We start from the raw sequence: 26721 nt of genomic DNA on the forward strand, positions 1-26721 counted from the left end.
AGGGCTTTGAAGGCAGATCATATGACTTGTCAGTGAAGCATTACTGCAATCTTACCCACAAAATCTGTGGATAACTTTGTGGAAGAACCTGCCAAATCATTCAGAAAGACCGATTCTTACTGCCTCACATACAAATCGATCATTTTTTGATCAAATAATTTTCTTTAATTTTCAATAAGTTACAACTCATCCTTATAAAATCAATTACTTAGACTCGATGCTTTTTTTTGACGTCAAGGGCTTGACATTTGTGCATAAAAAACAGATGACGTAAGCCTTATTCGGACCATCTATTGAAAAAAGAGGGCTAATTACCGTCATGCCGCACGTTTTCGCTAATAACCAATCGCTATTAAGCGGCCAAACCCCTTCAACCGCCTCAGACGACTGAAGAACGCCTGACCACAACCTTTAATCAATCAAACCATATTGATCCTTGAGAATGGCAACAATTTCAGCTTTGGGACTGTCTGAGAGTCGAACAGGCTGGCCTGTAATGCGCTCAGCAATATCCAGATAGGTTCTGGATACAGCCATCATAATGGATTGAGGCAGCTCATTTTCTTCGGCCAGAGCCCGTCGCTCGTCCATTCGATCCTTGTTGAGCAGAATGTCCGGATCAGGAAAATAATTCAGCAACTGTTGGCGAAAACCTTCCTTGGAGTTTTCCACCACCTTACCCACTCTGTATGAAGCGCCATCCCAGATTCTGGATGAATCCGGCGTTCCTACTTCATCCATGTAAATGAGCTTGTCCTGACCACTGGCAGTGGTGACATAACCAAACTCAAACTTGGTATCCACAAACACCTGATTCAGCTTGCCAAGGGCTTCTGAAATGACATCAAAGCCTTCTTTCAGAAGCCTTTCATAACGATCAATATCTTCAGGCTTGCGAAAGTTAAAAGCCCCGTAATTCGCCTCAAGGTCAGCGCGGGTGATATTAACATCATCGACTTCCGGCACACCGGGAATCCCTTTCAGAATCCCCTTGGTGGAAGGTGTTATCAGCAACTCCGGTAACTTCTGATCCTTCTCAAGATCATCCGGAAGCCGGATACCACAGAAATCACGCTCACCCTTGCTGTAGGCACGCCACATGGATCCTGTAATGTATTGACGACAGATCGCTTCAATCATCACTGGCCGGGCTTTTTGAACGATCCAGACGAAGGGATGGGGAATATCCAGTATATGGCTGTCAGCCAGACCCGACTCCCTGAACAGTTTGAACCAGTGATTGGAGATCGCATTCAGGGCAGCGCCTTTTCCGGGTACTCCCTGCATGTTTCCTTCACCCTTCCAGATGCAGTCAAAGGCACTCATCCGGTCAGAAATTACCATGATGGCCAGAGGCGTATCACCGGCTACATCATAGCCCTTTTCCCTGATCAGACGACGGCTGTCCGCCTCTGTCAACCAATAAACAGAGCGAACCTTACCTGAGTGCACGGGAAGCTCTGTACGAATAGGAAGGTCGTTATTTACGGCCAGTACTTTATCAGCAAGGCTCATTGCCAATATCCTGCATTCTACTAATGGACAATCAACAGAAGCGAAACCAGGAGCCTGACCGAGAATAGCGCCCGTCTAGGCGACCCCGTAGCGAGGACGGCTGAAAATTGAGGATGAAAATTCGGTTTTGTGAGGAAAATAGCGAGCTATTTGACGAACAAAAGCGGATTTTCAGACCAATTTGCTGCCGCCGCAGTAGGGCAGTCTATTCTCGGTCAGGCTCCTGGAAGCCGCTCCATGGAACTGTTTGCGTTGCCTGGCAAACAAAACAAAAAAGCCAGTCATGGAGACTGGCTTTTACAATGAGATTCTACCCTATTTGAGGTTTTCCTTCACAAGATTCAGCAACTTACGACTGATCTCGGCAGGTGCTGAGGTATTGGCATCCTTTTCTACCGATACCCTGACGACCCCATTCAATTCTGAAACCCTCATTAATAGAATATCCTTAGGTGTCTCTTTCTTTTCATCACCGCCAAACCAGCCACTGAACCAGCCACCGGATTCTTTCTCTTTCTTGATCACTCCTTCAGGATCTACCTGCAGGTAGAAAATACCCGCCGAGCGGTTCTTATCGGTCACATCCACCCCAGCCTGTTGCAGTGCAGCATCAACAGCAGACCAACTACGGGCATAGGAGAGCTGATCCATTCTCAGTAGCGGATTACCAGCACCGTCCTGTTCCATAATAGCCAGGTTATCCAGATTCAGATCCTGAGCAAGATAGGAGACGGATTCTTCACTGCCATCACGCACCATGAACAACAGCAGTTCATTCAATATACTGTCACCCATCTTCTGACTGCGCTCTGCAAAGTTGTTCCAATCCGGCTCAGTGGTAATTCTCTGACTTTCTTCAGGAACGGCGCGAGACTTGATCTTCAGACGCACCTCAGAGGAATTTGGTTTCACACCCTGGCGCACTTCGAACTGGAAACGGTCTTCAACAGGACCGGTCACCTCAGCACCGATCAACTTACTGAAGGCACGGGAGACATAACCTTTTTCAGGGTCTTTGCCCAGATCAGTCCACTCTGTTTCAAGAACGCCCTGTTTGTCATTACGGGATCTGGCAGGAATGTTGTTCTCCTCAAGGAAAGCCAGAACCTTTGGCCAGACTTCACTGGGCGAATGCCCCACCAGCAACCACTCTTCATTACCTGCCCTTTCGATGGTATAGACGCCACCTTCTTCCTGAGTCAGGCGCTGGTCAGGTCTGGGCACATCAAAATCGGATTCCAGTTGCGAGTGATCCGCAGAAATGGGCGGAATAGACAAGGAGTCCACCATGGGCTCTGCATTCATCTGCTCCGGTATTTCCAGCGACCGGGTCACCCGTGCCTGAGTATAATCACCGGATTTATCCCGGAAATAACCCTCCTTGCCGAATGGATTGGAACAACCTGCCAGTGCCAGAGCACAGGCCACAACCGGCAAGGTTTTCATCGCTAGCGACATACGATCTCCATTCTGAAAAGCTCCATAACAGTCCCCCGGATGATACCTTTCGTTTCCCGGGTTCAGTCATAATCAGGTGCCGGGATCAGGCTCAACGCCTGGTCCCTTGAATAATTAAATCAGTTCAGCCTGCTTCAAGGCTTCACGCAGAACCGGGTGGCAACCTTCGGACAAGGGAGTCAGTGGCAGGCGTATACCCTCTCCAATCAGCCCCATTTCCGACAGCGCCCATTTCACAGGAATCGGATTCGCCTCAACAAACAGATTCTGATGCAGTCCGTCCAGTTTAGCGTTAATTGCCTCGGCTGTAGCGCGATCTCCATTAAGAGCCGCTACACACATTTCATGCATTTTCCGTGGCGCCAGATTATTGGTTACAGAAATAACACCGTTAGCGCCCTGCAACATCATCTCCATGCCGGTAGCGTCATCACCGGAGTATATAGCAAAGTCATTCCCGCACAGCTCACGAATCTGAATGCCACGCTCGACAATGCCGGTCGCTTCTTTTATACCGACGATATTTTCGTGACCGGACAGACGCGCCACAGTCTCAGGCAACATATCCACGGCAGTACGACCGGGTACATTATAGAGAATCTGCGGAATGGCCACAGAATCAGCAATGGTTTTGAAATGCAGGTACAAACCTTCCTGGGTTGGCTTGTTGTAATAAGGAGTCACCAGCAGGCTGGCATCAGCCCCCAGGATTTTTGCCTCTGCTGTCAGCAAAACAGCTTCCTGGGTAGAATTTCCTCCGGTACCGGCAATCACCGGAATACGGCCATTAACCTGTCTGACAATCCGTTTAATCACTTCGCAGTGTTCTTGCACGGTCAGAGTAGCAGATTCTCCGGTAGTACCCACCGCCACGATGCCATCAGTACCTTCCTCTATATGAAATTCAACCAGTTTCTGAAGACGTTCCCAGTCCGGTTCTCCATCGTCCTGCATCGGGGTCACAAGCGCTACAAGGCTACCGGTAATCATCTATCCACTCCAAGAGATCAATCATAAGCTGTGCGTAATGTTACTGACGAGCACCGGCATTAACAAGGGCAGCGTTGACATTCTGCCAAACTCAGTCCAGCTTTATAGACCATTGTCAGTCATTCGCACTATGCTACAGGTTCGCTGCATCTGAAAACATTCTGTTGATCTGGCCGTTTTTGTGGCTGAATATAAAATTCTGACATCCATCAAAGCCAGCTGAAGCAGAGACAACCGTTTACTATTCAGACTTACTATCAAAGACAACAGAATCGAAGGAAGAACAATGAGTTTTACCCTAGGCCAACCCGTTACGGAATTCACCGCCCAGGCAACCAATAACACCACCGTCACCCTGTCCGAACTGAAAGGCAAGAAGGTCGTCATCTATTTCTACCCTAAAGACAACACTCCAGGCTGCATTAGTGAAGGCCAGACTTTCCGGGATCTGTTCCAGGAATTTCAGGAAGCTGACACCCTGATTTTCGGTGTCTCCCGTGACAGCCTGAAATCTCACGAAAATTTCAAGGCTAAACATGAGTTCCCGTTCGAGCTGATCTCCGACCCGAATGAAGAGCTCTGCAAACTGTTTGACGTCATCAAGTTAAAAAATATGTACGGCAAAGAGTACATGGGAATTGAGCGCAGCACGTTCCTCATTGATCGTGAGGGCACACTGCAACATGAGTGGCGCAAGGTAAGGATCAAACACCATGTAGAAGACGTTCTACAGGCTGCTCAGGCACTGGGTTGACCATCCAAACGGGCCATCTACCCGCGATGGCCCTTAAAGAAATACTCTAATGGTAATCAGACAGCCCGGTTTTATTGTATTGATGACGACCCCTAGCTGACCATTTCCACATCATGCACACTGGGCCAGGCATTCATCACTGCCTTTAGCAGGGTCGCCAGTGGAATCGCAAAGAATATTCCCCAGAAGCCCCAGACTCCCCCAAACACCAGAACCGCAACGATAATAGCAACCGGGTGCAGGTTAACCGCCTCGGAAAACAGCAGGGGAACCAGAACATTGCCATCCAGAGCCTGAATGATGCCGTAGACAATCATCAACATCATGAACTCTTGCCCCACACCCCATTGAAAGAGACCAATCAGAGCAATAGGAATTGTAACCACAGTGGCACCGATATAGGGAACCACTACCGAAAAGCCCACCAGTACAGATAGCAGGAAGGCATAGTTCAGCCCAAGCCAGGCAAAAGCGACAAAACTGACTCCACCAACAATCAAAATCTCAATAACCTTACCCCGTATGTAGTTGGCAATCTGGTCATTCATTTCGTCAGCCACCTGAATAATCAGGCGACGCCGCATGGGTAAGCGGTTACCAATCCAGCCAAGCAGTTCAGTTTTATCCTTAAGAAAAAAGAACACCAGAATGGGGACCAGGATCAGATAAACCAGGATACCCAGGGCACCAGGTAACTTGGAGATAGAGAAAGACAACGCCCAGGGTCCGAACTTGGCCAGATGCGTATTAATAGCACTACTGAGAGCCGCTGTCTGGGATTCCGAAATAAAGGCCGGATAGAGTTCTGGCAACTCTTTCAGAATCATCTGCCCCTGTTTCACCATATTTGGCAGTTCATTCAGTAAACCAGTGACCTGTTGCCAGATCAATGGAATCAACAGGAATATTGAAACAAGTAGAACCGCCATAAAGAGAGTGAAAATGAGGCTGACGGCTAAGAGATGGGGTACCCCCCATTTTTCGAGTAAGTTCACCACACCCTGCATCAAAAATGCCAATACCAGTGCCGCCAGGACCGGGGCCAACATATTACCCATAAAGATGATGACCAAAAATCCGGTCACCAGCATCAACAGCAGCACCAGAGCCTCATGATCCGACAGGTAACGGTTCAGCCAATCCCTGATGATATCCAGCATATTTTCTTCCTTATGACTTACTCAGAAAACTGACCAGGTTGTCTATTGTCAGTCAGGCTCGGGATATTAACAATCCGACCTTATTTATGCTCGAGAGTAAAGATAAATACCCCGAAAGCTTCATCACTGGCCAACAGTTTATGACCACTGATGCGGGCAAAGCTGGCAAAATCCCGAACCGAGCCCGGGTCTGTGGCCTGAATCCGCAACACTTCGCCCTGATCCATTTTACTGAGCGCCTGCTTGGCTCTGAGCAGAGGGAGCGGACAACTCATTCCCTTCAGATCCAGTTCAACATCCACTTCTATCATGATGAAACTTATTCTCCCTCAGGAAAGCTGAAAATCAGCTGTACAGGAACCCTGCTGCCAATGTTATGCTGAACCGACTGATAATTAATAAACCAGTAATGCGCTTATAGTGTAAAAATGTATCCAAGTGTCATTCACACACTTGCCCGGAAACGGCAGGCAAGTTGCCATCCCACCCAAGTCTTACTAAAAGGCTCTGGTGCAAATGTCGGTGACGTGTGAAATGAAGTGATGGCTACCCTTTCCATTACCACAAAGGCCAGTCATGATACACGCATTATCGGCCTGACCCGAAAAGTAAGGAGGCCGTAAAATACGATGTTTTTTTTCATAGCTGTTTGAGCCAACACCTCTATGACGATACAGTGTACCGCAGATTATATGAGTATGGATATTCTATGAAGCAACCGGGTTTCCTGATGGCAGCCCTGCTAAGCACCTGGCTCGGAACTTCTTCCGCAGTGGTAAGCGCGGCCCCAATTGAACTACCCAGCCTGGGGGACAGCACCTCCGGAGTCGTCTCACCTCAACAGGAGTATGAGCTGGGACAGACTTATCTGAAATATATACGCAGCCGAACCCCTACGGTCAGTGACCCCGAGGTCAAGGAATACCTCGAAAGACTCGTCTACCGTCTGGCTGAATTCAGTGAGATTAAAGATCACCGATTAAACACCATAGTAATAGACAGTAGCGTACTGAACGCTTTTGCAGCACCGGGCGGAATTATCGGGGTCAACTCCGGACTGTTCTTCAATGCTGACACAGAAGCTCAATTTGCTGCCGTACTCGCTCACGAATTAGCTCACCTGAGCCAGCGTCATTACGCCCGAAACGTTGAAGATGCCAAGAACAAGAGCCTGCCAACCGCTGCTGCCGTTCTTGCATCGGTTGTCCTGATGGCAACAGCAGGAACTGAAGTAGGTGCCGCGGCACTATCAACAACGGTGGCCGGCATCCAGACCAGTCGTTTGCGCTTCAGCAGACAGTTTGAACGCGAGGCCGACAATATTGGCATTCAGACTCTTGCCAGAGCGGGCTTTGATCCCCAGGCCATGCCTGAAATATTTGAGAACATGAACAAGTCCAGACGATATCAGAGCAGACCTCCGGAGTTTCTGCTGACGCACCCCGTTACTGACAACCGCATTTCAGACTCCAGAGCCAGGGCTGCACAATTGCCTTTCGAGGGTTCTCAGGGCAGTCTTGATTATCAGTTAACTCGAACCAGACTATTCGTACTCAGCACCGAAGATCCGGCCCGTTATGCACGTCAGTTAAAGCAGGAACTGAAGACCGGTCATACCAGCTCAGAAGACACTACCCGCTATGGTCTTGCACTGGCGAGCATTGAAGCACGGGATTACAAAACAGCAGAAAAAGAACTGACTGTTCTGCTGAAGAAATACCCTCGCAATCTGCATTTAATTATGGCTCAGGCGCAGCTGGAATCAGCTACCGGACAATCCATTGAAGCGATTAAACGACTGGATGCGGCACTTTCAATTCATCTGGATAACTATCCGTTGATGGCAACCAAAGCGGATATTCTGATTCAGGCAAAAAAATTCAGCGAAGCCAGAGACCTTCTTCTGAGACTGAGTCGCACTCGACCCGACGACCCGGATATCTGGTATGAACTGGCGGAAGCCCAAGGTCAGTCCAATGACATTCTGGGCTTACATCAGGCCCGGGCAGAGTACTTCTTCTTAACAGGCAATCTTGACGATGCCATCAAGCACCTTCAGTTTGCTCGAAAAATGGTGGGGGATAATTACGCCCTGAGAGCCAAGATCGACAAAAAGTTAAACGACATATTTGAATATCGCAAGAAACTTGAAAAAAGCTGATCAGACAAGGCCGCCATGATCGGCGGCCATACCTCAGGCTGATAGTGATGCTGTGAAATCGAGCATACGATTCAGAGGAATCAGAGACTTCTCTCGCAACTCATCATCGACGTTCACCAGATTCAACTTGCCTGGTTTTTCCAGACACTGAACCAGTGCTTCCAGAGAGTTCATTGCCATCCACGGACAATGGGCACAACTCTTGCAGGTAGCACCGCTACCGGCAGTTGGCGCTTCTACAAAAGACTTATCAGGGGAAGCCTGTTGCATTTTGTAGAAAATACCTCGATCCGTTGCCACAATAAAGGTTGAGTTTGGCATTTCCTGAGAAGCTTTCAGCAATTGGCTGGTAGAACCAACGACGTCTGCCACCTGCACAACCGAGTCTGGTGATTCAGGGTGCACAAGAACCGCAGCATCCGGGTAAACCCGTTTGAGGTCTTCAATACCCCTGGCCTTGAATTCTTCATGAACGATACAGCTACTGTTCCAGAGCAGCATGTCTGCCCCAGTGTTCTTCTGGATGTAACTGCCCAGATATTTATCCGGCCCCCAGATGATTTTTTTGCCCTGATCCATCAGATGCTCGACGATGTCCACAGCACAACTGGAAGTCACAACCCAGTCAGCCCGTGCTTTTACCGCCGCAGATGTATTGGCATAGACAACCACTTCACGATCGGGGTATTGATCACAAAAAGCCGAAAAGTCATCGACCGGACAGCCAAGATCCAGAGAGCATTCTGCTTCCAGCGTTGGCATCAAAACACGTTTTTGAGGGCTGAGGATCTTGGAAGTCTCACCCATAAAGCGAACGCCAGCAACAACCAGAGTATCCGCAAAGTGATCACGTCCAAAGCGAGCCATTTCCAGGGAATCTGCTACATAACCACCGGTTTCTTCGGCCAGCGCCTGAACGACAGGCTCAGTGTAATAATGAGCGACAAGAACAGCGTTTTCCTGTTCCAGAAGCTCTCGCACTTTCTGCTTCAGTGCTTGCTCTTTTGCTTCGTCCAGACCCTGAACGGGTGCGCTACCGAGATGCTCCTGAACAAATGCTCTATCACTAAGTACACTCATAAAAATCGTTCTGAAAGTCTCTATAAGACATAATTAGGCAAATCTTGCCGATTTTAACACAAATGAAAGATTCAGACAGCCGGGAAAAAAGAGAAGGGAAAATGGTGGGTCGTGTAGGATTCGAACCTACGACCAATTGGTTAAAAGCCAACTGCTCTACCAACTGAGCTAACGACCCGACGCGGCGCCATAATACTCAGTCGCTTAAATCTTGCAAGTTTTTTCTTCAACCTTTCCTGCCTGTTGGGTATAAGACTCTACCGCATCTGTTTATTCACTGAATACTCATCTATGAATGATTCCAACTCTGAAGCATCTCACCAAAACTGACCCACTGACCCTCCGGTAACTTCCTGAATTTAGACTAGGATTATACCAGTTTCTACGAACCTCCTTTAACAAAGGTAGCCTCATGTCATCTAAAGGACTATGGCCTCTCTTCCTTTTTCTCACCTATGCTTTGTTATCCCCTGAAACTGCCATTACCAGCCAGAACGGCGTAATGCTTCTCGGTAGTAAAAAGCTGGATTACAGTGAAGACCAGCCAATCCTGGGAATTTCTTCCATCCGTTACGACAAAGCCCACAATCAATTCATTCTGCTTTCAGATGATACCGGGGCCATTCCCAACTATTACAACAAAAACGGCTCGCCCCGATACTATCTCATTCCGGAGGAAACCCTGATTAGGAGGAAAGGCATTGCAAAAAGCAAAGGTACTTTCCTGCAAGAGTCTGGCAGACGAGTCAGGGAAGTTGTCATTGAACCTAATGACTCTGTTTTTTGGACAACCCATGGGCATATTGATACGGAAGGCTTTGATTTTCTTGGCGACAGCGCTTTTCTGGTCGCTTCGGAACAAAACGCAACCTTTCTGTTCAACCTGGTCTACCCCTGGATTCGATTCCCTGGATGGAATATTCACAGTTCTCTTCTGAAAGTAGGTAGAGACGGATCTCTTCTGGGCGCATACCAATACCCCAGCGAATTTTCCAATATCGGCTGGCGCTTTGACTGGAAGATACCTCACTGGGTACCCGGCATCTATGACACTCAGTTCAACTGGCACAGTGAAGACCCCAATAAAAAGGGGGTCAAGCGAAACCGAGGCTTCGAAACTGTCATCCACCTTCCGGGAACCCCTGATTATCTGGCTATATCTGAACAGGGCATTCTTCAGGATGAACAAGACAGGGACCATTATAAAGACCCTTTACCCAGTCGGGTATTGCGCTTCTCAATGGCTGAAGCGGTCCATCAGGTTTCAGCTTCTGTGAAGCCAGAGATTCAGTACCACTATCAGCCCACTTCTGTTCCTGCAGAGCTTTACAACCCTCGGACAGACGTCATTGTACAGAGCATCAGCGACGCCCAGGCAGTCAACAATCACCAGTTTCTTGTCATCGAAAAAAATTTCATCAAGGCAGCCAACAGAAAAACCGTAAACTATACATACTCGGAAGTTTATCTGGTTGATCTGGATGCCCCCCTTCCCCCAAACCAAGGCAATAAATGCACCTGTCCAGAAGAGAAACCGAAAGAGACTGCTAATACGTCTCTGCCTTTACTCAGAAAGAAGCGTCTGCTGAGCACCCGGGACTTTGAAAAAACCTTCCCGGACTTTAAAAGAATCAATATCGAAGGGGTGACGATTGGACCTGACGGGACTAACGACAGCAGACTGCTGGTTCTTGTCAGCGATAATGGTGCTAATTTTCCCAAGCCAAGAAGCACTGATGTTATCTTCTTCAAAGTGCCTGAAAAACTGTTCAAGATGCAATAGATCGCCTGACTGTCGTACTCAGGACTGGTTTGAGAACGACAGTGTAAAATTGAACAGACTTGCAAACGTTCAGTGACCAGGTTGGAACACTTAAGATCCTACGTAAGGCGTTGGATCGGCGACACTGGCTTCGGCAAAGCCCTTTTTACGATAGCGGCAGCTGTCACAGACACCACAGGCGCGACCTTGTTCGTCAGCCTGATAACAAGAAACGGTCATCCCGTAATCAACCCCCAGACGACTGCCTTCCTTTATGATCTCAGCCTTGGTCAGCTCCAGCAGCGGAGCGCGGATATGAAAGAGCCCCCCTTCAACCCCCGCTTTGGTGGCCAGGTTAGCCATTTTCTCGAAGGCATCGAGGTACTCAGGTCGACAATCCGGATAGCCGGAATAATCCACATCATTAGCGCCTATGAAAATATCCCGGGCACCGAGAATTTCAGCCCAACCCAGTGCCAGAGAAAGAAATACAGTATTGCGTGCTGGTACATAAGTTACAGGGATACCCTCACCCAGATCCTCAGGGACATCAATATCGTCATCCGTCAAAGCAGACCCACCAAGATCACGCAAGTCCAGTTTCAGGGTTTTATGATCCCTGGCCCCCAATGCTTGAGAAACATGAACAGAGGCTTCGAGTTCCGCCCTGTGTCGCTGACCGTAATCAAAGCTGACGGTATAGCACTCATATCCCTGATCTCTGGCAATGGCCAGTACTGTGGAAGAATCCAGACCACCGGATAGTAAAATGACTGCTTTTTTTGTCATGCTCATTATTCCTATTTTTCTTCGCTCATGGCCTGCTTTTTTGAAAGTGCAGCCAAGTCGAGGGTTACAGCGACGCTCGCGACAGGTGACGCTCCAGCGCTGACCAGACTGTTATTAAAACGCTTACGAGTTAACTTAAATAGCTCTCAGCCAACCTGAGCAGGATTTTGACTCAAACGCCGGTTTTGTCGCCCCAGATCACACGGTGTAACTGCACCTGAAACCGAACCGGAAGCTTGTCTGAGATGATCCAGTCAGCCAGCTGATCAGGGGCCAACTGGTCGTTAACGGGAGAAAACAGTACATCTGACACCCGGCCCGAGAGGTTGTACTGTAACATTTTACTGACCGACCACTCATAATCTTCCCGATTGGCAATGACGAACTTAACCTGGTCATTAGCGGTAAGGTGCTCAATATTCTCGTAAAGATTTCTGTGACTTTCACCAGATGCCGGCGGCTTGAGGTCGAGCACTTTGACCACCCGCTCATCCACCAGGGAAACATCCAGGGCACCACTGGTTTCCAGTGATACTTCATAACCTTTGCCTACCAGCCGCTCTAGCAAAGGCAGGCAATTTGGCTGCCCAAGAGGTTCACCGCCTGTTACACAGACATATTTAGCGCCATAGCTGTCTACCTCCTTTATGGTCTCGTCGAGAGACATCCGGGTGCCACCGTGAAATGAATACTCGGTATCACACCAGACACAACGAAGTGGACAGCCCGTCAGACGGACAAAGACCGTAGGCAGGCCCGAGGTACGGGACTCTCCCTGCAGGGAGTGAAAAATTTCAGTAATTCTGAGGGTATCAGCAGTCATTGAGCTCTCACCAGACATTCAGGTCGGCAATACTAGGAGTCCAACCGACTTAAGTCAATTTTGGTTTAGTAGCCCGAACAGAATGCAAGATCCCTGGAAAAGAGAAAACAGGAAATGGATGAAATACCCAAACAGAGTCAGTGCCCACCCGGGGGCAGGCAGAATGACTCAGGAATCGGACATATTCCTGAGATAGGTATCTGACAATCGCGCAGCAGCACTACCGGGGTATTGACTGATCACTGACTCAAGATGCTTCCTGGCAGCGTCTTTTTCGCCTTGCAAATCAAGAATACGACCCAGCTTGTAGGTAGCGTCAGATACTTTTGGACTGTCAGGATAACGATCAATCAGAGACTGGAAGTCGTCCTGGGCTTCCTTGTATTTGCCCTGAGCCATCTGAACTTCACCTAACCAGTATTGTGCATTATCTGAAAACTGACCTTTGGGATAGTCTTTCAATAACTTTTTCAAGGCCACAACAGCTTCATCAAAACGCTTGTCCTTGATCATTGAGAAAGCAGCCTGATAAGCAGCTTCCTCACGGGTGTCAGACTCTGACACTGAAGGCTTGCCAATAGCAGGTAAAGTCACCGGGGAGTTTGAAGCGCCTCCTGCACCAGCAAGCGCCTCTTTGGAAGAGTCACCCAGACGGGAAATGCGTTGATCAAGATCCAGGTAACGATCCCGGTTCTCTTTCTGCAGCTGCTTGATCTGATAAGCCTGCTCTTCTAACTGCCCCCTGAGGGTCATGATCTCCTGACGAAGCTCATCCATCAGATTCAACACGTGGGCAGTACCTCCCACCGATGATTCCATTGGAGCCGGTTCACGAGCTTGTGAGCTCTCAACAGAATAAGCGTTTCCGGAAGGCTGGGAGTCCACCACCGGCACCTCTGCTTGAACATAAGAGGCCAGACCGGCAACAACAAAAGCAGAGCAAACAGATCGTTTCAGAGGCATTCAGTCTCATTCCCTGTCGGGCAGCCATGAGTCTGAAATGCTGCCCACCCAAGGGTTTTACACCAGTGAATGGGCCATGGCTGCATTATGAAATCGATATTCTTCTTAAACTATGGGCATCAGTTGATCACAATGTGAGCACGACGGTTCTTAGCCCAGGCAGCTGAATTGTGAGCCGGGTCCACAGGCTTCTCAAAACCAAAGCTAATCACTTCAATTCGGCTTGGAGATACACCCTTGCTAACCAGGTAGTTCTTCACAGCATTAGCACGACGCTCGCCCAGAGCCAGATTATATGTGCGGGTTCCGCGCTCATCCGTATTACCCTGAATGGTGATTTTCTTGCCGCGCCCCTCAGAAGAATTCAGATAAATAGCCTGCACGTCCAGAGCCTTATAATCGCTCTGTTTCAGCTTAGAGCTGTCAAAAGCGAAGTGGTAAGTTTTATGCGCCAGCAATTGTTCGATCTCTTCAGGAGAAGCCTGAATCTCACCGCTATCAATTACGGCTTGAACAGCAGGGCTATATGCAGGGAAGGTTTCAATCACAACTTCTTCCGTCGCAAAGTCAGTGTTAGATTCAACATCAGAAGTACTCTGACCACCTGTAGAGGCACAACCAGCCAGCCAGAGTGCAGTGGCAGTTAGTGCGGTGGCTTTGACAAAATTGGCAAAACGCATGACAAGCTCCAATTGTTCGATCAATGTTGGTAAATCAAAATCAATGTATTGATTGATGCAGTACAGTATCAGAACTGCAGACTCCGGACTAGCCCGAATACCAAGGGGGTCAGCTGAACTTGCGACTTCTTCGGCCTGAAATCCAGAAACAACGTCCAGCGCTACAGATGAATTTGATTGAATAACCTAACTATTCGCACAAGACCATTTGAAGAGCTGGCTCACTCTACTGAATTTTATGCTCGAATGCCAAGTTCGACTGACTCCAGCGAACCAATCCAACCCGATTTAGCGCTGTGTAGCTATTGACGGCCCCCAAACCGGCTCTCTGACATCACCCTCGGCCGATGGCAGGCGATATTTTACTCGACCATCAGCTGTAACAATGCCAAGCTCCCCGTTTTTGCCTCCCGATACCGCATAGATTAGACGACGCCCCCCCGGGGAAACACTGGGTGAATCTTCCAACCGGGCAGACGTAAGCTGACGCAGTCGTCCAGTGTCAAGATCCAGAATGGCGATGTTAAATTCGGTAGCTCCCTGACCTTTATGGACTAATGCCAGAGATTTACCATCAGGGAATACTTTAGCACGGGCATTGAATTTACCTGTAAATGTCAGCCGCTTGGGTTTGCCTTCAGCAACCACAGTACCGTTTGACAACCTGTCAAGACCCACCTGATAAATCTGGGCACTGCCTCCACGGTTAGATGTAAAGATCAGACTTTTCCCATCTGGCATCCAGTCTGGCTCAGTATCAATCGAGAAATGCGATGTAATCTGACTGAGTTTGTCAGTGGCCAGATCCATCACATAAATGTCGGGATTCTCCCCCTTGGACAAAACCAGTGCTAACTGCCTGCCATCGGGAGAAAATACCGGAGAGCTGTTCAACCCTTTGAAGTCAGTTACCTTCTGACGCTTACCGGTAGCCAGCTCCTGAATATAGATAGCCGGACGGCCGGTTTCAAAAGAAACATAGGCAACACGACTGCCGTCGGGTGACCAGCTCGGTGACAGTATAGGCTCTCTTGAACGAAGTATCTCGCGCTGGCGCTGACCATCGGCATCGGCATAGTTTAGACTGTAGTCCGTACGTTCAGCACTTTTACGATCAGCAGTGACATACATGATTCGGGTAGAGAAATCGCCGGGAATGCCGGTAATCTTTTCATATACCGCATCACTGATATGGTGAGCCAGCCCGCGCAGCTGACTTTCATCGCCTCGAACCTTGCCTTTCATAATGCTTTTCTGGCGAACAATATCAAACAGCTGATAGTCCACTTCAAACATATTGCCTTTCTGCTCCACTTCTCCGGTAACCAGATAGGAAGCACCCAGTATATTCCAGTCACGATAAACGACATCTTTGGCACTGGATGGAAAGCTGAGCATATCTTTTCTGGGCAAAGCTGCAAAAAGGCCACTGAAATGAAGGTTGTCTTCCACAACAGAAGCCATATCTTCGGGCAAAATTTTCTTACCACTCCAACTGAAAGGTGGTACTGCCACCTTGACGGCCTTGTCATTACCCTGTGTCACTTCGATTGTGAGAATGGCCTGAGCACTCTGCATTGACGTCAGCAGCACAACAAACAGAGATGAGACCAAAATACTCCTACTTCGGAACCATGAAAATATTGCAGAAGAGATTAATAGATAAACACGACGACGAGTGTCTTCCCTGAAGACAGTCTGTTCACTTTTGAACCTGCCCGACAATCCGGCAGAAAACCATTGCAGTTGTTGCTTCATCTCACCAGATCCTCTGGCCTGAACCTAAAGTTAAAGCGTTTGAAATTATTATCGAACACACGCCGTTCCAGCTTTTTCAATTCAGGAAAAGGCGCCGCCTTCTGTATCGCCTGTACGACAGAACGATCATAGGCATCATTACCACTGCCTTCAAGCAACCTTACTTCCAGCAAGTCACCAAAAGGTGACAGACTGAGCTGAACCAGAGCCACCATATTGTTGCGGGCACTGGGCGGTCGGTTCCAGTTGCGGGCAATCAGGTTTTTCAGCAGTTCGGAGTAGTAAGCCACTTCTCCAGCCTCTTGTTCTGCCTGCTCGGCGGCAGCTGCCTGAGCCTGCTCACGGGCAACCCGCTCCTGCTCAAGTTGTCTGCGCAACTCTTCCTGTTGTTTTTTCTTTCTGCTTTCTTCAGCCAGACGCTGTTGCCGCTCTTGCTCTTTACGAGCGGCTTTTTCCTTTTTTGCTTTCTCTTTGGCTGCCTGCTCTTTTTTCAGAGCCAGCTCTTTCTGTTTTTTAATTTCTGCCTGTCGGCGGGCTTCTTCTTTGCGTTTCTGAGCAGCAAGCTCACGAGCTTTTTGTGCCGAGTTGTCTACAACAGCCTTGGGAGCTGGCGGTATTGGCTTTGGCTGGGCAATTTCAACGACACTGGCTTTGATACTTTTTGGCGGTACGATCCTCAACTCATCAGCAGTTGACCAGTCCCGGGACACCAGACCCAGTATCAGAACGTGCAGCAGTAAGGAAAACACCACTGCAAACCCGTAACCCTGAAAAAGCTTATGATTGAATAAAGCACCGATCAATGGAATCTTCTTCATCACAGCCCTGCGTTCCACAATACTATGATCATGGTTTGTTTTGCCTGACAGTCAAACCAGGGGGTAACACTTTCTATCATCAGCGCTTCGTCCCTTCATTGAGCAACGCAGGATCTGTAATCAACCCCACATCATTAACACCTACTCCCTGCAATCTGGCCATCAGCTCAACCACCGAGCCATAGTCGACTTTGCGATCTCCCTTAATCAACACCCGGGTCTCGGGACTGGCAGAAAGAACCTTACCTACCTTCTCACTGATTGCTTCCATTCCTTTGGCACTTTCCTGATTACCGCCCAGATCAATAAAGAACTTGCCATCGGACTGGACAGAGATAATCAGGGTCTTGGCATCATCAGGCAGCGGCATTGGCTTACTGGTTGCCTTCGGAAGTTCTACCTTTACTCCCTGAGTCAGCATCGGGGCACTGACCATAAAGGCCACCAGCATGACCATCATGATGTCGATAAACGGCACCATGTTGATTTCTGACATCGGCTTGCGCCGGGTTCTGGATCGAGCCATGATTTTTTACTCGCTCCCTTAGCCTGCAGTGTGACGACTGTGAACCTTGCGATGAAGAATACTGGAAAATTCATCCGCAAAGGTCTCGTAGTTCGCCAGCAGGGCTTCTACTCTGGATGCATAACGGTTATAAGCTATAACCGCAGGAATCGCAGCCACCAGACCAACCGCTGTCGTCATCAGGGCTTCAGCAATACCAGGAGCAACCGACGCCAGAGTGGCCTGCTGCACATTAGCCAGCCCACGGAAAGAGTTCATAATGCCGACTACGGTACCGAACAGACCAACGTAAGGGCAGGTCGAACCGACACTGGCCAGGAAGGGCAGATGTGTTTCCAGTTTTTCCTGCTCACGGGAGATGGCCACTCTCATGGCTCTCTGGGTGGCTTCCATGACAGCATCAGCCTCTCCTGTACCCTGGGAGCGCATTCGAGAAAACTCACTGAAGCCTGAACGGAAAACAAGTTCCAGACCTCCCAGGTCTTCTTCTTTGTCCAGCTCTTTATAGAGCTGGGTCAGATCCATCCCCGACCAGAAGCGATCTTCAAAGGCCATCATATTCCGTTGAGCGGAACGAATGAGTACCCCTCGCTGAACGATCATCACCCAGGAAACAACAGATGCCACCACCAGCAGTATCAGCACCAGTAAAACGATCCAACTGGCATTGCCTACCAGTGACCAAATGGACATGCTATCTGCCACTGAAAACCTCGCTTTTAATTTGATTAATACTTATTAGAGAAATGATCGTCGACAATCATTCTGGAATCGGGCCAGACGCTGTGACTGCATTTTCATGATAAACAGCTAGGAGCCTGACCGAGAATAGCGCCCGTAGCGAGGACGGCAGAAAATTGAGGATGAAAATTCGGTTTTGTGAGGAGAATAGCGAGCTATTTGACGAACAAAAGCGGATTTTCAGACCAATTTTCTGCCGCCGCAGTAGGGCAGTCTATTCTCGGTCAGGCTCCTAGTTACGGATACTACCACCAATCTCAGGGCGAATTGCTGTCAGGACTTAATTTATTCCGTAAGGATTCTGTAATCGCTGTAGGTTTTCTACTTTGACTGTTCAGGCAAGCCACCACAAACCGGCCTTCACATATCAAAAGACCTTCACGAAAACACTGTTGCAGAAAAACCATCCTGGCTTTACCCATACTTTCGACTGCGACGGTCACGTTAAGAGAGTCATCCAGCTGGGCAATGTTTTTGAACTGAACAGAAGCATCAACCACCACCAGCTGCTTCTTTTCCTTCAACAACTTCTGGTGGTCATAACCGGTAGTTCGGAGATATTCGGTTCTGGCTCGCTCCATAAACTTCAGGTAATTGACGTGGTATACGATGCCGCCGGCATCGGTATCTTCATAATAGACTCGAACGGGAAGGGAAAAGGTATCAGTCACAGAGCAGGTCACATAACATTAAATCAGATCAGAGACTGCCAGAGACGCCTATGCCATGGCAAGTCAATAGCACGACGAACGACCACAATGAGGCAAATAATGAGGCGGAGGATAAGAGCCTCTATTGAGTTTTTCCTCATCCAGTCTCTGCTTGTTCAGGTGCCGCTCCTGCTCTGTTCTGCGTTGCAGCAAATCAGGAGCTGGAACTGGTTTGTGCAAACGCCTCAAGGCTTGGGCGGCTTCCGGAATCCCCCATCGAGCCGCCATGGAGTAACGCTCAACAGCCTGGGCTAACGAAGCTGTCGTACCCACTCCCTGCTCGAAGCAGACTCCGGCATGATACAGATCAATCGGCAGCTGGCTGGAACCATGAAGCACTTGCGAACAACTTGCCGCCGAGACAGAGAAAGGTGCAGAGTAGAACCCTGGACGCATTGGCGTCGCTTCCGTAGTAATATTCTGACAACCACTCAGAGCGGTGAGCGCCAGAACACACAGACAGTAGATTCCCGGAATTCTCATGAGCATCAGCGTTTCCTTAGTCACTCGTTTATCAAAAGAACCGTCCAAATATTAAACCGGAAAGACTTATTCTTCTTGCCGGTAGTCAAGCCCAAAATGCAGGTATGCGTGTTTGGTGACCATCCGCCCTCTGGGGGTTCTCATCACATAGCCCTGTTGAATAAGATAAGGCTCCAGTACATCTTCGATGGTATCCCTCTCCTCACTGATCGCAGCTGCCAGACTGTCTACCCCGACCGGCCCACCATCAAACTTTTCGATCATGGCTAACAGCAGCCGTCTGTCCATATGATCAAAGCCGCTGGCATCGACATCCAGCATATTCAACGCGGCATCGGCAGTCTCCTTGTAGATCACACCATTACCCTTAACTTCAGCAAAATCACGCACCCTTCTCAGCAGTCGGTTGGCAATTCTGGGCGTCCCCCTGGAGCGTCGGGCTATCTCTCCTGCACCTTCCTTATCAATCCCCACCCCCAGAATTCCGGCAGAACGTTCTACGATATGAGTCAGGTCCTCAATATTGTAAAACTCCAGCCTCTGCACAATGCCAAAACGATCCCGAAGCGGAGACGTCAGCAGACCCGCCCTGGTTGTGGCTCCCACCAGGGTAAAGGGAGGCAGGTCCAGCTTGATAGACCGTGCGGCAGGACCTTCACCGATCATGATGTCCAGCTGATAATCTTCCATCGCCGGATACAATACTTCTTCCACTACCGGACTGAGGCGGTGAATTTCATCAATAAACAGAATGTCATTGGGCTCAAGGTTGGTCAGAAGAGCTGCAAGGTCACCTGCCTTTTCCAGCACCGGGCCAGAAGTCGTTCGAATATTGCTACCCATCTCATTGGCAAGGATGTGGGAAAGCGTGGTTTTACCCAGCCCCGGAGGCCCGAATACAAGGGTATGATCAAGGGCATCATTACGAAGTCTTGCAGCCTGGATAAAAATTTCCATCTGCTCCCTGACTTTTGGCTGTCCTACATAATCAGCCAGTTTTACCGGGCGGATAGCCCGATCCAGTACCTCTTCCAAAGGACGTTCTGAAGAGGATATCAATCGATCTGCTTCAATCATGTTCTAGCTCATCTACCATTACTCTCAGCGTACCATCTCCAGTCTGTTAAAAAAATAATCCAGCATTGGGAACAAAACGCTACATTTAATCGTCCAAGCACTCTGAACGTAAAAAAAGCGCTTGTGGGCACTTGGCTGCCCGAGGGTGCATTACCTTTTAAACTTCAGAGTTATCGGACTCCTATACTCTCTTTGTTTTAAATTCTGATTAAAGGAAGTACTCAGAATGAATACACATTTGGTTTCTGGAAAAGGCCTGACTAACTCGGTCATGGCCTCCGTGATGTTTGGGCTTGTGCCCATTTATGTGCAGTTTATTGGGCTGTCTGGAAATACCCTGTTCTGGAACAGGATCATTTTCAGCGCTCTCTGCCTGACAATGGTCTGCTATCGCCTGGACCGGCTGCGGGGCTTCAGGGCAGTTTTTCTCTGCCGGAAAACCGTGCTGATGCTGTCCCTGGGCGGATTGATTGTTGGCTTTCAGTGGTGGCTTTTTGTTTGGGGTCCCATGAATGACAAAACCCGGGATCTTTCTCTTGGTTACTTTTTGCTGCCACTCACTCTGGCATTAACCGGCAAGCTGGTATTTAACGAGAGACTGCACAAGGCTCACTACTTTGCCATGGGGTCCGCGTCACTGGGTGTCCTTGCCATGATTTGGCAACAGGACTCGTTACCCTGGGTCAGTCTGGCAGTGGCCGGACTTTACCCAGTGTACTTCATCATCCGTAAGCCTCTGCAGGTCGACACCCTGCCAGCTCTGCTGTTTGAGCACCTGTTGTTCCTTCCGGCCGGTATTTTCATACTGATGAGTGATCAGAGTTTTATGCAAAACCTGACCCATTCCGTCACTCTTTGGTATCTGTTGCCAGGTCTGGGACTCCTCTGCAGCCTGTCACTGATCTGTTACATTAACGCCTCCAGACATCTTTCTGTCAGTTTGTTTGGCCTGTTGAGCTACCTGGAGCCCGCTTTGATATTCGTGGTGGCTGTTACCGTTCTCGGAGAAGTCTTCACCTTACAGCAGTGGCTCAGCTATAGCTTTATCTGGCTGGCAACGGCAGTCATCTGCGTTGACTCGGTCAGGAAGTTCATTCGTTAAAGACAAGCAGGTGAGACTCACTCGTCTCACCTTTTAAATAATGCGCAGTGTTATCAGATCATACTTTTCAGAGCCTGACGAATCAGCTCTTCACTGGTCATAGCATCCTTGAGCAACTTACCGATGACTTTGCCGGCTTCCTGGGGCTTATAACCTAGGGCCACCAGTGCACTGACGGCTTCCTGTTCAATATCTTTTGCTTCGGCTGCCATTTCGCCACCGGCAACCAGGGGCTTACCTTCCAGCAGAGGCGCTGATTGCCAACGATCCAGCTTATCTTTCATTTCAACAATCAGCCGCTCGGCTGTTTTCTTTCCCACACCTGGCAGCTTCACCAGCGTGGCACTGTCACCCTCCTGCACACAGCGCACAAAAGCATCAGCTTCTATACCGGACAACAGGGTCAGTCCGAGCTTGGGGCCGACCCCATTGACCTTGATCAGAGTTCTAAACAACTCCCGCTCATCACGATTACTAAAACCGTATAGGAGCTGGGCATCTTCCCGCACCACAAAGTGGGTATATAACACGACCTCCTGACCAACTTCCGGTAGTTTATAAAAAACCGACATCGGAGCTTCCACTTCATACCCGATACCATGGGTCTCTATCAGCAAATGAGGGGGCTGTTTGTCAGCCAGAAGGCCCCGAATTCTTCCAATCATCTTGTTTTCCAAATTTTTTATTTTCTGACTACAAGGTCAGAACGCCTAACAATACACCGAGTGCGAAGAACTCCTGCGAATTGTCCCTCTCTAAACACTAAGAGAAGTTCAATTCAATGATCTGAAGGAGCTGCCCCTTTGAAGAAACTTCGCACATTCCTGGGATCGCTCTGGCAGATCCTGCCTGAGGCTGGTCTGGCCAGTGAATACCACCCAGCTGTATCCGGTGGCCCTATTCCTATCCCTTTCATCAGGTCACAGAAATCTTTGTTGAAGAAAGACTTCCCAGGACGCCCGGCAAACTCACCTGAGCTTGATAAGCCTGCTCGCAGTTTCACCAGTTATATACAAGGCTACAGCAGCCTTCCTATGAGAGATCGCGCTCTGGTTGCTCTTCGAAGTGCCTACCTCTGCAATACCCGACACCTTATCCCGGATATTGCTCAATGCGCTCTGGATACGGGACTGAAAGCCAGTGATGTACAGATGGTTTCTCGTGGTCATCTGGCACCGGGCTGGGACAACCGCCAGCGCCTGTTACTGAAAACCACGGAAGAACTCTACAAAGAACAGATCATAGGTCCGGCGAACTGGAAAGAACTGAAGAAAATCTACACGCCACAACAGATTCTGGATCTGGTGTTTTGCATCGCTTCCTTTCACCTTTGTGTCCACCCAAACTAAGGAGGCTGACCGGGAATAGACTGCCCTGCACCGCAACTGCTCCTGCGTTGCTCTAGCTCCTGCATCCATGCAGTCGTCGGCAACTGCTCCTGCGTTGCTCTAGCTCCTGCATCCATGCAGTCGTCGGCAACTGCTCCTGCGTTGCTCTAGCTCCTGCATCCATGCAGTCGTCGGCAACTGCTCCTGCGTTGCTCTAGCTCCTGCATCCATGCAGTCGTACGGCGACAGCACATTGGTCTGAAAATCCGCTTTTGTTCGTCAAATAGCTCGCTATTCTCGGTCAGCCTCCTATGACTGCCCCGTAAGACGACGACGTCGAGTACCTGTAGCACCTGCCATTCTGACCAGACTGGAGCGAGTATGAGCATGACAAAGAGCAACCGCCAGAGCGTCCGCAGCATCGGCCTGGGGGGTATCATTCAAGTCAAGGATCGACTTCACCATGTGCTTTACCTGGTACTTATCCGCAGAGCCTTTACCAACGACAGCCTGCTTAACCTGTCGGGCAGAGTACTCCGACACCTCAATATTGTGATTAACCACAGCCACAATGGCCGCTGCCCTGGCCTGACCCAGCTTTAGTGCCGAATCAGCATTTCTGGACATGAAGACTTGTTCTACACCGACGGACTGCGGGATGTAACGTTCGATCAGAGTGCTGATGCCTTCATAAATCTGCTGCAACCGCTCAGGCAGGGGCGCTTCCCGGATGCGAATACAGCCGGACGCCACATAATGCGTTTTATTGCCTACTTCTTCAATTAATCCATAGCCGGTAATTCTTGAGCCCGGATCTATCCCCATCAGGATGGCCATTCAGAATTTATTCTCAAGTCAGATGTCGCTATTTTCAATGACAGCGTTTTGATGTACCCCCGGGGTCAATAAGTATGACAGCCTCTGCCAAAAAAATCTGACAGGCGAGGGTTCGGAGTCATGGTTATGTCAAAAGGATACTGTACACCCATACAATATACCAGCGGTCCCGGTGGGTATCAGAAACTTACAATTCAAGAACACTGAATTACCAAACTTGCCTGTGAGTAACGATAGAAGCAGCTTAGTATTTCTCTGGTAATACTTTCGTGGCGAGACCCGCAAAGATCATTGTTCTTGCTCAAGACTGTTTTACTCCACAAGATGATCCGGAAACGATTAATGTCCGACCTGTTAAAAACATTAATGATTATCACAGGCATCATTATTGTATTGTTTATGCTGCTGGTAGGCTTCAATGTCTGGGCATTCACTGGTGCTCCAGCCGGGATGGTATCACCGAAACAGAAACAAAAAAGCCCCGACACTTTCGTTATCGAGGCTCTTCAGATCGATAGAACAACTTAGTCCAGCTGCTCCATCACTTCGGCAGGAATGTCAGCGTTAGTGTATACATTTTGCACGTCGTCCAAATCTTCGAGACGATCCACCAGCTTCATGATTTTTTCCGCACCGTCTTTATCCAGTTCTGTCCGGGTAGAAGCGATCATTGCTACTTCACCGCCCGCTGGTGTCAGACCTGCAGCTTCAATGGCTTCTTTTACCGCCATGAACTCAGTCCACTCAGTGACCACTTCAATGGAACCATCGTCGTTAGTCAGGACATCTTCGGCGCCGGCTTCCAGAGCAGCTTCCATGACAGTGTCTTCATCAAGACCCGGCTCGAAGAAGATCTGCCCCTTACGCTCAAAAAGATACGCTACAGAACCATCAGTACCCAGATTGCCACCGTGCTTAGAGAAAGCATGGCGTACTTCTGCAACGGTACGGTTACGGTTGTCTGTCAGACATTCCACCAACACCGCGATACCGCCAGCACCGTAGCCTTCGTAGGTCACTTCTTCCATGTTGGAATCGTCATCACCACCGGCACCACGAGCAATGGCTCTGTTGATGGTGTCACGGGTCATGTTGGCACCCAGAGCCTTGTCAACCACCTGACGCAGCTTGGGGTTATCCTCGATATTCCCACCGCCCTGCTTGGCCGCTACCACCAGCTCACGAATGATCTTGGTGAAGATTTTGCCACGCTTGGCGTCCTGAGCCGCCTTACGGTGTTTGATATTGGCCCATTTACTATGACCTGCCATAGAAAATACCCTTTATCTCTTCTTGAACAGGCCGGTAAAAACCGGCTTCAACAATTTATAAAATGGTCGCAGACGCGTTATGAAATGGTCGCAGACGCTCAGTGACTGGTTGCAGACGCCGGATCACGACGAATACGGATATTCAGATCGCGCAGCTGGGTAGCATCCACTTCGCCCGGAGCCTGAGTCAGCAGACAGGCTGCGGACTGAGTTTTCGGGAAAGCAATAACGTCACGAATATTATCGGTACCGCACAGCAGCATAACCAGACGGTCCAGACCAAACGCCAGACCACCGTGGGGAGGCGCACCGTATTTCAGAGCGTCCAGCAGGAAGCCAAACTTTTCCTGCTGCTCTTCTTCCTCAATTTTCAGGATACGAAATACTGTCTGCTGCATTTCCTGATTGTGAATACGAACAGAACCACCACCGACTTCATAACCGTTGATAACCATGTCATAGGCACGGGACAGAGCTTCAGCAGGATTTGCTTCAAGCTCTTCAGCTGAGGTCGTTGGCGCTGTGAACGGATGGTGCAGTGCGGTCAGTTCGCCGCCGTCTGTTTCTTCAAACATCGGAAAGTCAACAACCCAGAGTGGCGCCCACTCTTTCGTATACAAATTCAGGTCAGCACCGATCTTACAACGCAATGCACCCAGAGCTTCGTTGACCACCTTTTCTTTGTCCGCACCAAAGAAGACGATATCGCCATTCCTGGCGTCCAGACGCTCCATAATCTTCATGGTGACATCGTCGCCCAGGAACTTGATGATCGGAGACTGAAGGCCGTTTGTGCCGTTTTCGATTTCATTGACCTTGATCCAGGCCAGACCCTTGGCACCGTATATGCTGACAAACCGGGTGTAGTCATCAATCTGTTTACGGGAAAGCTCAGCTCCACCGGGTACTTTCAGTGCAGCTACGCGTCCTTTCGGGTCTTCAGCCGGTCCTTTGAAGACCTTGAATTCAACTCCGGCCATCAGATCAGCAACGTCCACCAGCTCCAGAGGAATACGCAGGTCTGGCTTGTCAGAACCATAAAGGTTCATGGCTTGTGCAAAAGTCATGTGCGGGAATTCGCCCAGCTCAACACCACCCACCTTTTTAAAAGTGGTTTTAACCAGCTCTTCAGCCATACCCATGATCCGGGACTCGTCCATGAAGGAGGTTTCGATATCGATCTGAGTAAATTCCGGTTGGCGGTCAGCACGCAGATCTTCGTCACGGAAGCATTTTACGATTTGATAGTAACGATCAAAGCCTGCCACCATCAGCATTTGCTTGAACAGCTGGGGAGACTGTGGCAGCGCAAAGAACTTACCTTCGTGAGTTCGACTGGGTACCAGGTAGTCACGGGCACCTTCCGGGGTCGCACGCGTCAAAACGGGGGTTTCAACATCCAGATAACCCTGCTCATCCATAAAGCTGCGAACAGCACTGGTCAGCTTGCTGCGAAGGATCATTTTTTCCTGCATTTCCGGACGACGCAGATCAATAACACGGTTTTTCAGACGAACTTCTTCACCTACATCGGTGTAGCCTTCGACCTGGAAAGGCGGTGTCTGGGCTTCATTCAGGATTTCTACCTGCTTACCCAAGACCTCAATCTCACCGGTACCCATATTGGTGTTTACAGTGCCTTCGGGACGGGGACGTACAAATCCGGTGATTTTCAGCACGTATTCACTGCGTGCTTTATCGGCGAGAGCAAACGCCTCTTCGGTGTCAGGATCAATAACAACCTGGGCGATACCTTCACGGTCACGCATATCCAGGAAGATCACACCACCATGGTCGCGACGGCGGTGTACCCATCCACACAGGGTAACCTCATGCCCGTCATGGGAGAGATTCAGTTCGCCGCAATAATGGCTGCGCATAACATACCTCGAAACTGGGGGGCTATTCAGGTTCAGCACAGAATCATCTGAAATT

The 26721-nt window shown here is 49.3% G+C and carries 27 protein-coding genes and 1 tRNA gene; 6 read left to right on the forward strand and 22 right to left on the reverse strand.

Translation table 11 applies throughout. From position 1 onward, the window contains the following. Nucleotides 1-411 precede the first annotated feature (411 nt). From P6910_RS16170 to dapA, 3 genes are all read right to left on the reverse strand, one after another. A complete protein-coding gene (locus tag P6910_RS16170) occupies nt 412-1515 on the reverse strand; it encodes a phosphoribosylaminoimidazolesuccinocarboxamide synthase (RefSeq protein ID WP_317142305.1) in 1104 nt (367 codons plus the stop codon). Between the two features lie 315 nt (nt 1516-1830). Next, nucleotides 1831-2973, reverse strand: coding sequence for an outer membrane protein assembly factor BamC (gene bamC, locus P6910_RS16175; RefSeq protein WP_317142306.1), 1143 nt, complete (start codon nt 2971-2973; stop codon nt 1831-1833). Nucleotides 2974-3087: 114 nt separating this feature from the next. Continuing rightward, complete coding sequence (gene dapA / locus P6910_RS16180) at nt 3088-3963, reverse strand: 4-hydroxy-tetrahydrodipicolinate synthase (RefSeq protein WP_317142307.1); 876 nt, start codon at nt 3961-3963, stop codon at nt 3088-3090. 286 nt (nt 3964-4249) lie between these two features. Here dapA and P6910_RS16185 point away from each other — a divergent pair, with 286 nt between their 5' ends. After that, a complete protein-coding gene (locus P6910_RS16185; RefSeq protein WP_317142308.1) occupies nt 4250-4717 on the forward strand; it encodes a peroxiredoxin in 468 nt (155 codons plus the stop codon). A gap of 92 nt (nt 4718-4809) precedes the next feature. Here P6910_RS16185 and P6910_RS16190 read toward each other — a convergent pair whose 3' ends face one another. After that, nucleotides 4810-5877: an AI-2E family transporter gene (locus tag P6910_RS16190; RefSeq protein WP_317142309.1), complete on the reverse strand. Its 1068-nt coding sequence runs from the start codon at nt 5875-5877 to the stop codon at nt 4810-4812. 80 nt (nt 5878-5957) lie between these two features. Beyond that, nucleotides 5958-6188 (reverse strand): sulfurtransferase TusA family protein, encoded by a 231-nt coding sequence (locus P6910_RS16195; protein ID WP_317142310.1) that lies wholly within the window; start codon nt 6186-6188, stop codon nt 5958-5960. 398 nt (nt 6189-6586) lie between these two features. On the opposite strand from P6910_RS16195, the gene P6910_RS16200 reads away from it, so the two are divergent. Further along, nucleotides 6587-8038 (forward strand): M48 family metalloprotease, encoded by a 1452-nt coding sequence (locus P6910_RS16200; RefSeq protein ID WP_317142311.1) that lies wholly within the window; start codon nt 6587-6589, stop codon nt 8036-8038. Nucleotides 8039-8071: 33 nt separating this feature from the next. On the opposite strand, the gene nadA is transcribed toward P6910_RS16200, so the two are convergent. Beyond that, nucleotides 8072-9118, reverse strand: a complete 1047-nt coding sequence (gene nadA / locus P6910_RS16205; RefSeq protein WP_317142312.1) for a quinolinate synthase NadA — start codon at nt 9116-9118, stop codon at nt 8072-8074. Nucleotides 9119-9220: 102 nt separating this feature from the next. Next, a tRNA-Lys gene (locus P6910_RS16210) sits at nt 9221-9296 on the reverse strand. Nucleotides 9297-9530: 234 nt separating this feature from the next. Here P6910_RS16210 and P6910_RS16215 point away from each other — a divergent pair. After that, nucleotides 9531-10901, forward strand: a complete 1371-nt coding sequence (locus tag P6910_RS16215; RefSeq protein WP_317142313.1) for an esterase-like activity of phytase family protein — start codon at nt 9531-9533, stop codon at nt 10899-10901. 90 nt (nt 10902-10991) lie between these two features. Here P6910_RS16215 and queC read toward each other — a convergent pair whose 3' ends face one another. From queC to ruvB, 11 genes are all read right to left on the reverse strand, one after another. Next, the gene (queC, locus tag P6910_RS16220; protein ID WP_410493840.1) at nt 10992-11669 is read right to left on the reverse strand and encodes a 7-cyano-7-deazaguanine synthase QueC; all 678 of its coding nucleotides are present in this window, start codon (nt 11667-11669) and stop codon (nt 10992-10994) included. 172 nt (nt 11670-11841) lie between these two features. Beyond that, complete coding sequence (queE, locus tag P6910_RS16225; protein WP_317142315.1) at nt 11842-12492, reverse strand: 7-carboxy-7-deazaguanine synthase QueE; 651 nt, start codon at nt 12490-12492, stop codon at nt 11842-11844. A gap of 168 nt (nt 12493-12660) precedes the next feature. Further along, nucleotides 12661-13455, reverse strand: a complete 795-nt coding sequence (ybgF, locus tag P6910_RS16230; protein ID WP_317142316.1) for a tol-pal system protein YbgF — start codon at nt 13453-13455, stop codon at nt 12661-12663. A gap of 119 nt (nt 13456-13574) precedes the next feature. Beyond that, nucleotides 13575-14135, reverse strand: coding sequence for an OmpA family protein (locus P6910_RS16235; protein WP_317142317.1), 561 nt, complete (start codon nt 14133-14135; stop codon nt 13575-13577). A 288-nt stretch (nt 14136-14423) separates the two neighbouring features. Then, complete coding sequence (tolB, locus tag P6910_RS16240; protein WP_317142318.1) at nt 14424-15893, reverse strand: Tol-Pal system beta propeller repeat protein TolB; 1470 nt, start codon at nt 15891-15893, stop codon at nt 14424-14426. Continuing rightward, on the reverse strand, nt 15890-16711 hold the full coding sequence (locus tag P6910_RS16245; RefSeq protein ID WP_317146563.1) for a cell envelope integrity protein TolA: 822 nt from the start codon (nt 16709-16711) through the stop codon (nt 15890-15892). Before P6910_RS16245 ends, tolB begins: the two co-directional genes overlap by 4 nt. Before the next feature lie 79 nt (nt 16712-16790). Continuing rightward, complete coding sequence (tolR, locus tag P6910_RS16250; RefSeq protein WP_317142319.1) at nt 16791-17237, reverse strand: protein TolR; 447 nt, start codon at nt 17235-17237, stop codon at nt 16791-16793. Nucleotides 17238-17255: 18 nt separating this feature from the next. After that, nucleotides 17256-17930, reverse strand: coding sequence for a protein TolQ (tolQ, locus tag P6910_RS16255; protein WP_317142320.1), 675 nt, complete (start codon nt 17928-17930; stop codon nt 17256-17258). 305 nt (nt 17931-18235) lie between these two features. Further along, the gene (gene ybgC, locus P6910_RS16260; protein WP_317142321.1) at nt 18236-18649 is read right to left on the reverse strand and encodes a tol-pal system-associated acyl-CoA thioesterase; all 414 of its coding nucleotides are present in this window, start codon (nt 18647-18649) and stop codon (nt 18236-18238) included. 63 nt (nt 18650-18712) lie between these two features. Next, the gene (locus tag P6910_RS16265) at nt 18713-19177 is read right to left on the reverse strand and encodes a hypothetical protein (protein ID WP_317142322.1); all 465 of its coding nucleotides are present in this window, start codon (nt 19175-19177) and stop codon (nt 18713-18715) included. Nucleotides 19178-19237: 60 nt separating this feature from the next. After that, nucleotides 19238-20248: a Holliday junction branch migration DNA helicase RuvB gene (ruvB, locus tag P6910_RS16270; RefSeq protein WP_317142323.1), complete on the reverse strand. Its 1011-nt coding sequence runs from the start codon at nt 20246-20248 to the stop codon at nt 19238-19240. A 226-nt stretch (nt 20249-20474) separates the two neighbouring features. Here ruvB and rarD point away from each other — a divergent pair, with 226 nt between their 5' ends. Continuing rightward, complete coding sequence (gene rarD / locus P6910_RS16275; RefSeq protein ID WP_317142324.1) at nt 20475-21350, forward strand: EamA family transporter RarD; 876 nt, start codon at nt 20475-20477, stop codon at nt 21348-21350. Between the two features lie 53 nt (nt 21351-21403). Here the strand turns inward: rarD and ruvA are convergent, their stop codons facing one another. Then, nucleotides 21404-22015, reverse strand: coding sequence for a Holliday junction branch migration protein RuvA (ruvA, locus tag P6910_RS16280; protein ID WP_317142325.1), 612 nt, complete (start codon nt 22013-22015; stop codon nt 21404-21406). A 138-nt stretch (nt 22016-22153) separates the two neighbouring features. Between ruvA and P6910_RS16285 the strand changes: the two genes are divergently transcribed. Beyond that, nucleotides 22154-22699, forward strand: a complete 546-nt coding sequence (locus tag P6910_RS16285) for a hypothetical protein (RefSeq protein ID WP_317142326.1) — start codon at nt 22154-22156, stop codon at nt 22697-22699. Nucleotides 22700-22987: 288 nt separating this feature from the next. Here the strand turns inward: P6910_RS16285 and ruvC are convergent, their stop codons facing one another. Then, nucleotides 22988-23515, reverse strand: a complete 528-nt coding sequence (ruvC, locus tag P6910_RS16290; protein WP_317142327.1) for a crossover junction endodeoxyribonuclease RuvC — start codon at nt 23513-23515, stop codon at nt 22988-22990. A gap of 342 nt (nt 23516-23857) precedes the next feature. Here ruvC and P6910_RS16295 point away from each other — a divergent pair, with 342 nt between their 5' ends. Next, a complete protein-coding gene (locus P6910_RS16295; protein ID WP_317142328.1) occupies nt 23858-24043 on the forward strand; it encodes a hypothetical protein in 186 nt (61 codons plus the stop codon). Here P6910_RS16295 and P6910_RS16300 read toward each other — a convergent pair. Continuing rightward, nucleotides 24040-24786 carry a YebC/PmpR family DNA-binding transcriptional regulator gene (locus P6910_RS16300; protein ID WP_317142329.1) on the reverse strand — a complete coding sequence of 249 codons (747 nt, stop codon included), beginning with the start codon at nt 24784-24786 and terminating at the stop codon, nt 24040-24042. The two genes, P6910_RS16295 and P6910_RS16300, sit on opposite strands and share 4 nt — an antisense overlap. Nucleotides 24787-24884: 98 nt before the next feature. Next, on the reverse strand, nt 24885-26666 hold the full coding sequence (aspS, locus tag P6910_RS16305) for an aspartate--tRNA ligase (RefSeq protein ID WP_317142330.1): 1782 nt from the start codon (nt 26664-26666) through the stop codon (nt 24885-24887). Nucleotides 26667-26721: the final 55 nt, after the last annotated feature.

Source organism: Endozoicomonas sp. 8E, assembly GCF_032883915.1.
Classification (GTDB): Bacteria; Pseudomonadota; Gammaproteobacteria; order Pseudomonadales; family Endozoicomonadaceae; genus Endozoicomonas_A.